General features: G+C 74.4%; 13 protein-coding genes and 1 pseudogene. 9 read left to right on the forward strand and 5 right to left on the reverse strand.

Going from position 1 to position 12,198, the window contains the following annotated elements:
• Positions 1-223 precede the first annotated feature (223 nt).
• A complete protein-coding gene (locus ACFVSN_RS29245) occupies positions 224-631 on the forward strand; it encodes a DUF6896 domain-containing protein (protein WP_387956866.1) in 408 nt (135 codons plus the stop codon).
• Between the two features lie 170 nt (positions 632-801).
• On the opposite strand, the gene ACFVSN_RS29250 is transcribed toward ACFVSN_RS29245, so the two are convergent.
• Positions 802-1,086 (reverse strand): hypothetical protein, encoded by a 285-nt coding sequence (locus ACFVSN_RS29250; protein WP_387956867.1) that lies wholly within the window; start codon positions 1,084-1,086, stop codon positions 802-804.
• A gap of 212 nt (positions 1,087-1,298) precedes the next feature.
• On the opposite strand from ACFVSN_RS29250, the pseudogene ACFVSN_RS29255 reads away from it, so the two are divergent.
• From ACFVSN_RS29255 to ACFVSN_RS29270, 4 genes and pseudogenes are all read left to right on the forward strand, one after another.
• Positions 1,299-1,511 (forward strand): annotated as a pseudogene (locus ACFVSN_RS29255) (DUF6210 family protein); the annotation flags it as partial.
• Positions 1,512-1,557: 46 nt separating this feature from the next.
• Positions 1,558-1,839, forward strand: a complete 282-nt coding sequence (locus tag ACFVSN_RS29260) for a DUF6210 family protein (RefSeq protein WP_387956886.1) — start codon at positions 1,558-1,560, stop codon at positions 1,837-1,839.
• Positions 1,829-2,275, forward strand: a complete 447-nt coding sequence (locus ACFVSN_RS29265; protein WP_387956889.1) for a hypothetical protein — start codon at positions 1,829-1,831, stop codon at positions 2,273-2,275. The genes ACFVSN_RS29260 and ACFVSN_RS29265 overlap by 11 nt, the downstream gene beginning before the upstream one ends.
• 219 nt (positions 2,276-2,494) lie before the next feature.
• Positions 2,495-2,950, forward strand: a complete 456-nt coding sequence (locus tag ACFVSN_RS29270; protein WP_387956868.1) for a hypothetical protein — start codon at positions 2,495-2,497, stop codon at positions 2,948-2,950.
• Positions 2,951-3,792: 842 nt separating this feature from the next.
• Here ACFVSN_RS29270 and ACFVSN_RS29275 read toward each other — a convergent pair.
• Together ACFVSN_RS29275 and ACFVSN_RS29280 are read right to left on the reverse strand one after the other, a co-directional pair.
• Positions 3,793-4,158 (reverse strand): DUF6193 family natural product biosynthesis protein, encoded by a 366-nt coding sequence (locus ACFVSN_RS29275; protein WP_387956869.1) that lies wholly within the window; start codon positions 4,156-4,158, stop codon positions 3,793-3,795.
• Positions 4,159-4,876: 718 nt separating this feature from the next.
• Positions 4,877-5,260 (reverse strand): VOC family protein, encoded by a 384-nt coding sequence (locus ACFVSN_RS29280; RefSeq protein ID WP_387956870.1) that lies wholly within the window; start codon positions 5,258-5,260, stop codon positions 4,877-4,879.
• Positions 5,261-6,118: 858 nt separating this feature from the next.
• Between ACFVSN_RS29280 and ACFVSN_RS29285 the strand changes: the two genes are divergently transcribed.
• The 4 genes from ACFVSN_RS29285 (at position 6,119) to ACFVSN_RS29300 (ending at position 11,129) form a co-directional block, all read left to right on the forward strand.
• A complete protein-coding gene (locus tag ACFVSN_RS29285) occupies positions 6,119-7,480 on the forward strand; it encodes a Tim44-like domain-containing protein (protein ID WP_387956871.1) in 1,362 nt (453 codons plus the stop codon).
• 1,343 nt (positions 7,481-8,823) lie between these two features.
• Entirely contained in the window at positions 8,824-9,315 is a 492-nt protein-coding gene (locus ACFVSN_RS29290; RefSeq protein WP_387603545.1) for a hypothetical protein, read from the forward strand.
• Positions 9,316-9,481: 166 nt separating this feature from the next.
• Entirely contained in the window at positions 9,482-10,525 is a 1,044-nt protein-coding gene (locus ACFVSN_RS29295; RefSeq protein ID WP_387956872.1) for an ISL3 family transposase, read from the forward strand.
• 316 nt (positions 10,526-10,841) lie between these two features.
• Positions 10,842-11,129, forward strand: coding sequence for a transposase (locus tag ACFVSN_RS29300; protein ID WP_387956887.1), 288 nt, complete (start codon positions 10,842-10,844; stop codon positions 11,127-11,129).
• 38 nt (positions 11,130-11,167) lie between these two features.
• Here the strand turns inward: ACFVSN_RS29300 and ACFVSN_RS29305 are convergent, their stop codons facing one another.
• The gene (locus tag ACFVSN_RS29305; protein ID WP_387603540.1) at positions 11,168-11,686 is read right to left on the reverse strand and encodes a hypothetical protein; all 519 of its coding nucleotides are present in this window, start codon (positions 11,684-11,686) and stop codon (positions 11,168-11,170) included.
• Between the two features lie 15 nt (positions 11,687-11,701).
• Complete coding sequence (locus ACFVSN_RS29310; RefSeq protein ID WP_387603537.1) at positions 11,702-11,911, reverse strand: hypothetical protein; 210 nt, start codon at positions 11,909-11,911, stop codon at positions 11,702-11,704.
• Between the last annotated feature and the right edge of the window lie 287 nt (positions 11,912-12,198).

The raw sequence follows: 12,198 nt of genomic DNA on the forward strand, positions 1-12,198 counted from the left end.
GCGAGCGGACCGGGAACATCCTGCCCACCCCGGCGCCTGACGGCACGTGACGGCACACCGGCCGCCATCCACACCGCCGGCCCCGGCCCCTGCCGGTGAGCCGGAACCCCGTTGACCCCCTGCCCGCGCGCAGGAACACTGGCCCCACCCGGTATCAACCCGGACCTTCCGGACGGACACGGCAGGACGCATGGAACGGAACACGGCTTCAGAGTCACACACGGTGACGGCTCGTGATCTCGTGACCGGCTACATCGACGCCCTCGGCGCGGTCGGCGCGGCCATGAGAGCGGCGTCCGTCCCGCTCGAACGGCCGGCAGACGTGCTCGGCCTGGTCCGTTCCCGGCGGATCATCGCCGGCCGCGGCAGGATCGGCACCTACTCCTACCAAGTCCACGGCACGGGCTGCCTGTTCACCCGTGAGGACGGCACCGAGATCGACACGGACTTCACGGGCGACGGCCGGGAGATCTTCGATCTCTGGCGGCTGCGCCGCTACGCGCAGACCCTGCCCGAACCTCGCGACCCCGCGGAACAGGACCTGCGCTCCGCGGTGGAATCACTGAAGCCGCTGCCGGCCGAGGTACGGCCGGGATGGTTCACCGTCACCGGGGCCCGCCCCGCGGCATGACAACGGCGCAGGGCGGGCCCGCACAGGGCCTGGCCACCCGAAACGACCCGACCCGCACCGCCCGCCATCACACCCACCGCCTGCCGCCTGCCGCCTGCCGCCTGCCGCCTGCCGCCTGCCGCGCCGGTGAACGACGGCGGCCCGCGGTCGCGGCGCGGTCTCGCCCGCCCTCAGGAATCCGCTTGCCGGGCGGGGCAGTTCCAGTCGGCCGCGTCGATCTCCCGGCCCTGCATGTCGTCGATGTGGAAGCAGCCGCCACAGGCCCACACCGTGATCGATTCCCGCCGATGGCCGACCTGGAAAGGCTCGTCCCCCCGCGACGTTCCCGACCAGGAACCGTCACCGGCCGGCGAGTGGGTGACCACGACACAGGTCTGCTCCGGCAGGATCCGGTGGGTATCGGCCCACGGCTCCACCGCCGGCTCCAGCGGCGCATCACCATCGTTGCCGACCACCAGCCGCGCGGTCGTCCAGCGAACACCCTCAGCCCCCCGTTTCCCCGCCACGGCCCGCGTCCTCGCCCGCACGGCCCCGGCGCCTGGCCCGGTGGGGCGAAACCCGGTTGAACCCCCCTCCCCGGCGTGGGGACACCGGCCCCGTGGACCGCCCGCGCCTCGTCTTCCTCGACCCCGACGCCACCGGCGGCCGAGCCTGGCTGTACGCGCTCGTGCACGCGCCCACCGGGATCGTCTACCAGAACCAGTACGGCGGCCTGGCCTGCCACCAGGGCCGCGCCGAGGGCTGCCTCGTCCCCCTCCACGCCCCCGCCGCCCTCCACGCACTGCGCCGCCTCTTCGAGCAGGCCTTCCGCGGCGCCGGCACACACGGCCGCCCCTGGAGCGCCGCGCAACGGACCGCCCTGCGCGAAGCGGTCACCGGCATCCGCTTCCGGGCCTGCGACGGCAGCACGGAAACCCCCCCGCCCGCTGCGCCCGGACGACACCCGCCTCCACGAAGCCGACGAGGCCCGGATCCCCGTGACCACCCCCGACGGCCCCGCCATCCTGCCGTGGTCCAACTCCGACCGACCGGCCCCGCCCCGGCACCGGCACCGGCCGCTCCCCGGCCCCGGTGCCGCCCCGCCTGTCGGCGGCAGACGGGGCGGCAGCGGCCACGATCCGTGCCCCGGCAGGAAAAGCACCCGCCCCACAGGCCACCGGCCGCCTATCATCGGCTCCGTGATGCCGCCGAGAGCCGATGCCGCGTAGGTCCCCGCGCCTGGTGCGCGCCGGCCTGGCCGATCGTCAGGGGCACGGCCCGGTCGCCACACTGCTGATCACGGCCTGCCCCGGGCCGCCCACGTGCAGCGCCGTCCACACGTATCTCTTCGTCGACGGCCTCGACCTGATCGCGCGCACCCACGACGGCGCCACCGGCGGCCATCCGGGCCGGCTGCTCAGACCCGCGGGCCCCCTCTACCCGGCCGATCAAGCCCGGCAGGTGCACGTCGCGACGCACGGTCAGGGCCCCGACGCCGCCCCGGCCGTCGGCATCCGCATCCGGCTCCGGGGCCGGACGGTGGTGTGGGACGGCCTGATGTACCCCGATGCCCGGGACCGCATCATCGAGGAAGTCCGCTTCGACCCGGCCCAGTACCTGGCCGAGATCGAACGGGCCTACACGCGATGGGGCCGCGGCACATAGAAGCCGACGAGGCCTGGAGCCCGTGACCGCCCCCGACGGCCCCACCGCCCTCCTGCTGCGGCCCGGCACCGGCCGACCCCGCTCCCGCCACCAGGCACCAGCCGGCCGCACCGACGCCCGCCCGCAACCGCGCCCCGGCCGGACACCGTCCCCTCCCGCCCGCGCCCGGACGGAAGGGATGACGGCCACCCAGGAGCCGACACCCAGGAGCCGCCCCGCATGCACACGCCCGCCCACTACCGCGACCTGGCGCGCGCCTGCGACGACGGCCGCGTCCTGCACCGGCTCGCCCGCTGCCCCTACCCCTTCGTCTGGCACGAGCTCGCCGCCAACCCCCACACCCCGCCCGCAGCCCTGCTGGAACTGGCCGCGGCCCGCCACAGCCCCTGGAACGACAACCGGCTCCTTCACCTGCTGGCCGGGCACCCCGCGGCGGACCGCACCGTCCTGCGCGCCGTCCTGGACGCCACCGCGGCCAAACTCACGCAAGGCCGGCGGCCCTACGCCGCCGCCGCGGCCCTGGCCGGGCGCAGCGAACTCGAAGCGGACGAAGTCCGCGGGCTCGGCGCCCTGCCCGGTGCGTCCGCCCGCCTGCGCACCCTGCTCCACCGGCGCCTCGCCGCCCGCGGCGAGACGCCGGCGCCCGCACCGGCCCAGGCGTCCCCGGGGCCCTGACGGGGCCGGCACCCCGCCGGACCGGGCGCGTCAGGCCCCGCGTGCTCGCACCCGCGCCCGGCCCCGCGCCCGGCCCGGGGCCTTCACCGGCCCGGCCCGGTCCCCGGGGCCCGGGGCCCGGGGCCCGGGAGACGAGGACCGGGGCCACCGGGCCGGTCTTCTCCCGCTGTCCGGCGTACGGCGGACAGCGGGCAACCGCCCACCGCCACCAGGGGGCCCGCTCCCGCCCCCGGCCCGGTGGCCTCACGGGCCGTCATGCCCGGGCGCCCGGGGCCGTCCTGGAGAGAGCCGCGTGCGGATCGGGCTTCGGATCGCAGTACCGGAGCGGATGACGCGGGAACCGCCCTGCGAGGCCACCGCCGCCCACCGCGCCGCATGCTCCGCCCCGCATCGGCACGATCCCGCGGATCCGGCCGCTCTTCGCACCGCGCATCGTGACGGTGGCCGGCGGCAGACCCGTGTCCCACCGCATCGCGCCCTGCGTGCCACCCGGACTCCCGTCCCACTCGGCCTGCCCACACACCCACCGCACCGGACCCGGCTCGTCCCCGCCCTCGACAGCCGCCACGAACCGCCCCACCGCCGTGCGCACAGCTACGGATCCACGCCGGAACAGGTCCGGCACGAACCCCACCCGAAACGGCAGGCCACCCCTCCCGCCCCGCCGGCAACCACCAGCCCGACCCCACGGACCCGGCACCGCACCCGGCCTCGTGCCCCCGCCCGCCCGCCCGACCATCCCGCAACCGACCAACGACGACGTCCCCCTTCGCCGGGTCTGACCCGTCAACCGCCAAGGGAGAGCCAGCACAGCGGGCTCCCCCTTGACCCTGCAGTCGTCGTCAGATGAAGTCGCGCAGTCCCAGCAGGCGTTCGAGCCCGGCGACGGCTTCGGCGGCCGCATGAGTCTCCAGCACCTCCTCGGCCGGATGGACACAGGGACTCCCGCGCCAGACGACATAGCCGCCCTCCGCGTCCACCGTCACGAACGCCGGCACCGGCTCCCCGTCCCCCATCCACCACCGCGGCCCCGTGCTGAAACACAGTCGGCCCATGCTGGTGAACGGATAGAAGCGCGCGAGCCCACTACCCCGAGCCGCCGAGACCAGGGGCACCAAGCCCACGTGCTCATCACGACCATAGGACTGGTCAACACCTGCCGAGCTGTCCAGCTCGAAGTCCCAGGCCACTTCCAGCGATTCCTCCATCAGGCCATGCTCCCGCCGATCCGATCAGCAGAGAAGGGCCAAACGCTCACCCCACTCCCCAGACCGTTCACGCCTCAAAGAACCGGGGAGCCGGAGCAACTCCGGCCAGATTCGGAGAGCCTCATCACCCACGGCAGCGGGCGAAGCCCCGCCCACGGAGGCGCCGGTGCGGCGCAGCCGCAGCGGCCCGGCCCGTTCGCCTCCGGCCGCTCCCGCCCCCGCCCCCCGTGGGCGAGGGCACCACGGTGACGGACGCGCAGCCACGGCCGCGACGGCCAGGCGGTACGAGCGTGCTCGCCACGACGCCCTTACGGCGAGAGCCGGTGCGCCGCGAACCGTTCGCCTCCAGCCGCTCCCGCCCCGCACCCCCGTGGGCGAGGGCACCACGGTGACGGACGCGCAGCCACGGCCGCGGTGGCCAGGCGGTACGAGCGTGCTGGCCACGACGCCCTCGCGGCGAGAGCCGGTGCGCCGCGAAAACGCGGGCCGGGCCGGGCCGCCCGCCCGGCCCGTCACCGCCCGCCCGGCAGCCCCGCACGCCACCGCGCGGGCGGCCGACGACGACGGCCTGCCCTCGCGCCCTCGCGCCACCGGGCACCGGGCACCCGCAGGCGCGTGCGAGGTGGCGCCGCACCCCGCACGGGAGACACCCCACCCACGTGGACCGCCCGGCCGGCGGGTCCGTGCCCGCGCACGGGTCCCTGTCGGAGCGGGCCGGTCATGCCCGGTCGAAACAGAGACAGAAAGGGTGTCCGGCGGGATCGAACATCACCCGGACGTCCTCCTGCGGCTGGTGCCCGGCCACCGTGGCCCCCAGCGCCACCGCCTCGGCGACGGCCTCCTCCAGATCCCCGACCTGGAAGTCGAGATGCATCATCGGACGCTGCTGTCCCTCGGCCGGGGGCCAGCGCGGCGCCCGGTAGCCGTCCGCCCGCTGGAACACCAGGAACGGCCCCTGCGGCGACGCGGCGACAACCGCCGTCCCCGGCTCCTCGTGCCCGATGCGCCATCCCAGGAGCCCGGCGTAGAACCTCGCCAGCACACCGGGATCCGGCGCCTCGATCGCCGTTCCCCACCACATGCCACCCGTCCGGGATCTCATACCGGCAGCCTGCCCCACGGCCACCGCCCTGTCGCGCCCACGACGACACCAGCCCGCCGACCCGCCAGCCCGCCAGCCCGCCGGCTCGCCGGCCCGCGCACCGGACGAAGGAACGGCCCTGCGGCTCGGAAGACACCCCGGCCGTCGGCAGGCCCGCGGGCCGGGTCTTCGCCCTCCCCGCCCGGCCCGGGAACCTCCCGCGCCCGAACGACGCGCCCGAGCACGCCGGGCAGACCTGCCCGGGCACCGGTCGGCGCCGGACCGTCGCGAACTGCCCTCGCACGGTCCCGCGCCCGGCCCAGGAGCACGTGCGCAGCGCCCGGGACGCCCCCGGGACCCGCCGGCCGTCGACGGCGGCTTCGCCCCCGTTCCCGGAACCCGGGCCGGCGGCCGGCCGCACTCGACGGGCGCACCACCCGCCCGCCCGGCGCCCTGCGCAGCCCTCAGGGCCCCGCCGCGACCGTGTGCCCGGCCCCGGAGGCCGGGCACACGGTCGCGAAGAGCCCCGGCGTCCCCCGGGTACGTCCCCGCACCCCGGTGACGACCGGTGATCCCGGACAGGAACCCGCCTCAAAGACCCCGGCCTCGGCCCGCGACCAGCCCACGGCCAGCCCGCGACCGGCCCGCGACCGGCCCGCGGCCGGCCCGCGGCCGGCGGCCCCGGCGTTCGGGGCGGGCACGGGAACCCGGACGTCATGCAGGCCCGAGACCCCCGCCCCGGAAGGCCCGCCCCAGGAGGCCCGCCCCGGGAAGGCCCCGCCGCCCCCCTGCCGGGCCGCCCGCCGTCCTCCACATCTCCCGGACACCCCCGGCTTGTAGGCTTGCCCGGAACATCTCGGTTCGTTGAGGGAGGGCCCGGTGCGCGTCCGCCGGTGGATATGCGTGCTCGCGGGAGCCGTCGCGCTGAGCAGTCCGACGGCCGCCTACGCCCGTGGCGGGGGCGGCGGCCACGGCTTCGGCGGCGGCCACGGCAGCAGCGGGGGCAGCGGCGGCGGGGGCGGCCACGGCAGCGGCTTCCACGGGTCGGGCGGCGGCGGTTTCGGGACCGGCTTCGGAACGGGTTTCGGGGCCGGCGGCGGTGGCGGCGGGATCGTCACCCTGCTGGTGATCGTGGCCGTGATCCTGCTGATCCTGTGGCTGTGGTCCCGGCGCCGCAAGGCCAGGCTCGCGGACGGCCTGAACACCGTCTCCGACCGCACCGCCCACCGCGCCGACGCGCAGGCGCGCGAGCGCGCCGCCCACGTCTCGGCCCGCGTGGACGCCATCGCCGACACCGATGCGACCTTCGACCGCGCCGCGCTCGAACAGCGCGCCGTGTGGCTGTACGAGAGCGCCCAGCGCGCCTGGACCGGGCACGACCTCGCCACGCTGCAGCGGATCCTGTCCCCGGTGCTGTACGGCAAGTGGGCCGAGGAACTCCAGGACTACGCCGCGCGTGGCGAGGTCAACGTCGTGGAGATCGTCTCCGGCCCGGTCGTCGAGCTGGTCGACGTCGCCAACCGCGCGGGCGAGGTGAACGACACCGTCACCTTCCGGATCACCGCGACCCTCCACGACTACGTGCGGCGCGCCGACGGCGGACAGGGCGTGCGCAAGGACGGCTCGACCCGCCCGGTCGAGTACTGGACCTTGCGCAAGAACGCGGCCGGCGAGTGGATCGTGTCGTCGCTGGAACAGGCCGCCGAAGGCGCCCACCACCTGAGCGCCGCCATCGAGACGGACGGCTGGGACCAGAAGGACGTCGCCCGCCAGGCCGTGCTCGAAGTCGCCGGCAAGACCTCGGTCACCGGGGCCGGCGACATCCTGTCGCTCACCAACATCTCGTGGACCACCGACGCCGACACCGCCGCCGGCGACCTGAGCGTCCTGGACGCCCGGTTCGACAGATCGGTCCTGGAAGTCGCCGTCGAACGGTTCCTCGAGGAATGGGTCATGAACGACGGCAGCCTCGACTTCACCCCCGTACGCACCGCCCGCCGCACCGTCCTGCGCCAGGCCGACATCACATCCGTCAAGATCACCTCGCTCCTGTCCCGCACCCCCATCGTCTTCCGCCTCACGGTCGACGCCCAGGGCGTCTACTACGAAGTCGACCGCCGCAGCGAACAGGTCCTGCACGGCGACCCGCACCAGCGCAGGCCCATCACCTTCACCTTCGACCTGCGCCTGGACGACACCCCGCCCGGGACATGGACCGTCACCGCCACCACCACGCAGTAACCCCGGACCCCGCACCCCGCACCCGCACCCGCGCCCGCGCCCACGCCCGCGTCCCGCCCTCCCCGCAGGCGCGGCCCGCACCCGCACCACAGGCACCCAACGCCCGCATCCCGCCCTCCCCGGCCAGGACCCCCGCCACGGCGGCGCACGGCCCGGCCGCCGTGGCGGCGGACCGGGAACCGCGCCGGCCCACCCCTTCCGCCAGGCCGGGCCCGGGCCTACCCGCGAGAGCGGGCCCGGCACAGCCGGGGCCCGGGCACCCCCCACAGCCGGCACGCCGCCCTCGCCGCGCACAGCAGCGGGTCACGGTCCCCTTTCCGTTCCGGGGGCGACACACTGCCCGCGGCCTGGCGGACCACCCCGGCGGCAGGCCGCGCAACGGCGAGCGGGCCGGCTCCCGCGCCGAGGAGCTCTCCGGCATCCGGCCACGACGGATCCCTACGAAGCGCGGCCAAGCGCCGCCCCCACGGACAACGGCCCCAGGCCCAGGGGCCTTGCGCGGACGACGCAAGGGCCCCGCCGCTGCGGCCGGGACCAGGACCGGGGCGGCCCGGGCCGTGTCCGACACCCCCGGGCGCAGGAAAGCCGGGACCGACACGGCCGTCCGCGTCCCGGCCACGGAAACGGCCGCGGGCCCGCCCCACCGCGCCCTCGGGGCGTCGTCGGCGGGATGGACGGGGCTGTGGCCCGACGCGTGTGACACGGCCGCGCCGAGTACCGGCCGGGCTTCTCGGGCAGCACGCGGAACCGCCCGAAAAACGAGCCGCGGCCCGGACGGCCGGGACGACGGTTCACAGCGGCGCAAGCGATCGCGCCCCGGTCGAAGGAGCCGTTGTCCGCCTCGACCGCAGGCATCGCGGTGCCGTGCCGGTGACCGGTCCGCAGTCCCCGCTCGCGGCCGGCCGACGGGAAGTCACCCGGCTGATTTTGTCGGGCTATATGAGCGCCACTGCTTCGGTGTGAACGGGAGCCGGGTCCAGGCCGTTCGTGGCGGTGGTGTACTCGCCCGGGACGGGTGCTCTTCGGTCAGTTCGGGAGCCACTTCGGCGGGCATGGGAGCCATTGGCCGGGTGACCGGGCGGGTCTGGGCGGAGTGTCCGAGAAGACCGGGTCAGCGTCGTCGATAACGTGTGGTCGCGGGCCCGGGTTGCCTCCCTGACAAGTCGAGGCCAAGGCCCGCCCCATGCGAAACGAGAGCACTGCGACAGCATGCCGTGATCGAGCTCGTTGGGTTCCTCGGAGTGCCTGACGCACTGGTCCAGCTGGCTGTCGCGTGGCGTACCCGGCCGTCCCCCGTCTCCGGCACCGCTGTAGCGTTGTCCGCAGACGATCAGGGGGGTTCAGTGACGAGGTCCTTGCATTTCAGCTGGGAACTGAGCGGCTCCGGCTGGGCGAGGTGCAGGATCTGGGACGGCTCGACGAAGCACCAGGACAGCGTCAGCTACTGTACGAACGCGCTCGCCGACTTGCTGAAAGGCGTGTCGGGCCTTTACGGCCCCCATGGCATCCAGCGGTTCTCGTTCGATCTCGAACCGGCAGAGGCGCGGTGGATTCTTCGTCGCCAAAACAGTGACGTGCACATCACGATCCGTCGCTTCCCGGACATGTCGGCCAGCTTCGACGTACCGGACGGGAAGGGCACCCTCGTGTGGACGTCCACACGTCCTCGCACCTCCCTGGCGCATGCGGTCGCGATGGCTGCCGAGAAGGTGCGGCGAACCCACGGCGAGGACGGCTACCTCCGGAAGTGGCAGCTGCACGCCTTCCCCACCGCCGAACTGCAAACCCTTCGGCACCTGCACCTGGCAGCGGATGACTGCGCTCTCCAGCACTGAACCAACGGCGCCTCACGGCGCAGACAAAGCTGAGCCAGAACCGCTTCTGGTTCTGGCCCAGGTTGTGCGCCAGTGACGGTCCGTGACGGATCACCGGCTCTTGCCGGCCTCGTAGATCGACTGAAAGTCGTTGGCTCGGGTCCCGGGTGGCTGACAGTCGGCGACCGTGACGCAATCGTGGTCCCTGTTCCAGGAGTTGCTGTTCCCGTCAGTGCCGGAGGTGGCACTTGTCCGGGTGGAGGCGATCGGCTCCGTGGTGCGGGTGGAGGAACGGTCGACCGCCGACGACGCCAACTGCCCCGACTGCGGCGTTTGGTCGAGTCGCGTGCACGGCTCCTGCCTGAGGTTCCCTGCCGACCTGCCGAGCGCGGGACGGCGGGTCGTGCCCGCGCTGCGGGTACGACGGTTCGCCTGTCCGGATCGGTCGTGTCCGCGGCGGACGTCCGTCGAGCAGATCCAGGGCCTGACGCGCCGGCACGGGCAGAGCACCGAGCGGCTGCGCTCGGCGGTCACCGCGATCGGGCCGGCGCTCGCCGGCCGGGCCGGTGAACGGTTGGTCCGGCTGCCGGGGCTGCGTGGGAGCCGCAGCACGCTGCCGCGGCGGGTGATGGAGATACCGGACCTGCCCGTCGGTGCCCCGGCCGCGATCGGGGCGGACGGCTTCGCCCTGCGTCGCGGCCACGTCCACGGCACCGTGATCACCGACGCCGTCACCCACCGGGTCCTTGACCTCCTCCCGGACCGCGACGCGGCCACCCCCGGCCCGTGGCCGGCCGACCATCCACAGGTCGAGGTGATCTGCCGCGACCGCGCCAGCGCCTACGCGGAGGCCGCCGACACGGCAGCACCCCAGGCGCGGCAGATCGCCGACCGCTACCACCTGTGGCACAACCTCACCCAGGCCGTCGAACGCACCGTGCTCGACCACCGCGCCTGCCTGCACAGCCTGCCCCTGATCGAGCCGGAGCCCGAACCGCAACGGGGAGACGCCACTCCCCACCGACAGCGGCACCGACATCGAGGAGGAGGCCGAGAAGCCGACCGACCCCGCCGCACGCATGGCGGACCGACGCACCGCCCACCACGCCCGGGTGCATCAGCCGCTGGAGTGCGGCATGAGCATGCGCGAGGTCGCCCGCCACCTCGGCCAAAGCCGCAACACCGTCCGCCGCTACGCGCACGCCGCACGCCGCACGCCGGCAGGACATGATGAAGGACCGGCGCCCCGGCCGGGCACGCTCGACCCGTTCAAGCCCTGCCTGGCCCAGCGGTGGGACGAGACGGGCGGGAGGATCACCATTCGCGTGCTGTTCAAGGAGATCACCGCACGGGGCTACCGGGGCGGGCGGACGCTCCTCGCCCAGTGAAAGCGCCAGGCCCTCATCGCCCCGGACAACCCACCGCCCCCGCCACCGCCCCCGCCATCCTCGATCCGGCAGGTCACCGGCTGGCTGACCCGCCACCGCGCCGGGCTCACCGCAGACGAAGAAGTCCAGCGCAAGGCGCTTCTCGCGCACTGCCACGAACTGGACACAGCCGCCGGCCGGGTCACCTCCTTCGCCGAAATGCTCACCCGCCTCGAAGGCGAACGCCTCACCGACTGGATCACCGAGGCCATGACCCCGGGCCCGCCCGGGATCAGCACCCTCGCCGCCGGCCTGAACAGCGACTACGACGCCGTCCACGCCGCACTGACCACCGCGTGGAACTCCGGTCCCCTCGAAGGCACCGTCAACCGGACCAAGATGCTGAAGCGACAAATGTCCGGGCGTGCCGGCTTCGCCCTCCTACCCAGGCGAGTGCTCCCCGCCTGACCGTCCGCAGCGAAGGACCAGGGCCCCGCCGGTCGTCCTCAGAAAGGTGGCTCGTCTGCGCAGCCGCCGGTCGACGGGCTGGGCTCGCAGGCGCACACATCCTCGGAGGTCTCCAGGCCGGTCGTGTCGTGGCCCCGTGCCTTCAGGGTGTGGAGTGCGTTGCTGCGGTCGTGGCGACTGGTGCTGGTCACGAGGAGATGGCGGGCGCGGCCGGCCAGCTCGCTACGGTGCCGGGTGAGTTCAGGGTGTTCGGCCAAGGAGACGGCCGCAACCAGGACGGCATCGCGCACGGCCGTGCTCTCGCGGTCCAAGAAACGGGCGACGGCGTCGTGGAACAGCGGTCGCAGATCGCGGAAGGCGCGCATGTACGGATCTTCGTCGAGCGACCAACCGTGGCGCTCGCCAATGGCGACGCACTCGTCGCCGGCGTCGTAGGCGAGGGACCCGAGCCAGTCCAGGAGCGCCGCACGTGCGGCGTACGGGGCGCGTTCCCCGACCCCGGGGTGAATCGTGTCGCCGGCAGGACGAGCAAGGATCGCGGCGACGTACACGGCCACGGGCACGGTGGCCTCCTAGAGGCTGTTCTGATGCCGCACCGGCTCCAGCTCGTCGAGCGCGACACCTCGAACTCTCGGATCCGGGACGACAAGTCCGGCCAGGACAGCGGACAGGAACTCCCCTCCCGTCAAGCGGGCGGTGCCGAGCAAGGCCCAGTCGGTGGTGCGCAGCATCGCCTGGGGATCCGGGAGTTCAGTGACACCGAGGTAATCGCTGATCGTCACCCGCCGAGGCTACGGGACCCCTCCGACACCGAGCCTTATGTAGCCCACTCGGCCCGATGCTCAGCGGGCCGAGACCGGAACTTCTTGCCGTCCTGCAGTACCTGTCGGTCCTGGCGCCTACGGATCGTGACCAGCTCACGGAACAAGCCGGGCCAGAAACCACTTCACCCCGGCGGACCACCCCGCCACGCACCGCCCGGCAGCACGCGGGCCCCCTCCCACACCAGAGCGTGCCCCGGCCTCCGGTCACAGCGGACCCGCATACCCGGGCCGCACCGGCGGGAGCG

Origin of the sequence: Kitasatospora sp. NPDC057904 (assembly GCF_042887925.1) — a bacterium.
GTDB lineage: Bacteria > Actinomycetota > Actinomycetes > Streptomycetales > Streptomycetaceae > Kitasatospora.

What these genes read in the sequence shown, in the direction of transcription:
- ACFVSN_RS29280 (WP_387956870.1), bottom strand. Translation starts at nt 5,260, where the DNA reads ATGAGATCCCGGACGGGTGGCATGTGGTGGGGAACGGCGATCGAGGCG.
- ACFVSN_RS29265 (WP_387956889.1), top strand. Translation starts at nt 1,829, where the DNA reads ATGCCGCGTAGGTCCCCGCGCCTGGTGCGCGCCGGCCTGGCCGATCGT.
- ACFVSN_RS29275 (WP_387956869.1), bottom strand. Translation starts at nt 4,158, where the DNA reads ATGGAGGAATCGCTGGAAGTGGCCTGGGACTTCGAGCTGGACAGCTCG.
- ACFVSN_RS29270 (WP_387956868.1), top strand. Translation starts at nt 2,495, where the DNA reads ATGCACACGCCCGCCCACTACCGCGACCTGGCGCGCGCCTGCGACGAC.